This is a genomic window from Stenotrophomonas sp. 3diitr2024, assembly GCF_042136455.1.
Classification (GTDB): domain Bacteria; phylum Pseudomonadota; class Gammaproteobacteria; order Xanthomonadales; family Xanthomonadaceae; genus Stenotrophomonas; species Stenotrophomonas sepilia.
Window position 1 is genome coordinate 1 of the sequence record NZ_JBHHMJ010000248.1, and the last position, 396, is coordinate 396.

Annotated in this window: 2 pseudogenes; both read right to left on the reverse strand. The window is 59.8% G+C overall.

Annotation, left to right across the window (positions count from 1 at the left end):
- Nucleotides 1-26: 26 nt before the first annotated feature.
- Nucleotides 27-254, reverse strand: a pseudogene (locus ABGA94_RS05705) (FAD-binding protein); the annotation flags it as partial.
- Nucleotides 237-353 (reverse strand): annotated as a pseudogene (locus tag ABGA94_RS05710) (50S ribosomal protein L20); the annotation flags it as partial. The pseudogenes ABGA94_RS05705 and ABGA94_RS05710, both read right to left, overlap by 18 nt.
- Between the last annotated feature and the right edge of the window lie 43 nt (nt 354-396).

Below are 396 nucleotides of genomic sequence, written 5' to 3' on the forward strand. Positions count from 1 at the left end.
TTCAGAATACGGTGATCTAATCGGAATCAGTCGCAGTTGCGCCTGCGGCTACAATCGGCCCACGAGTTCGGAAAGGACGTGCGATGCGACGTACATGGCGTTGGGTGCTGGGCGTATTGATCGCCATCGTCCTGGTCACCCAGCCAGTCCGAACCCTTGATGGTGTCGAAGAAGTGGTAGCGCCAGTCGTCCTCGCCCATGTTGCCGAGTGCGGCCGAAATACCGCCCTGGGCGGCGACGGTGTGCGAACGGGTCGGGAAGACCTTGCGACGGGCGTTGTAATAGCCCTTGGCGAGATCCAGAATCTTCTTGTGGCGGCGACGCGCCTGTACGCCACGCTTAACTCGTGCCATTTTTCAGTTCCTCAGAGGTAAGGGAGCATGCGGTCCAGACGGC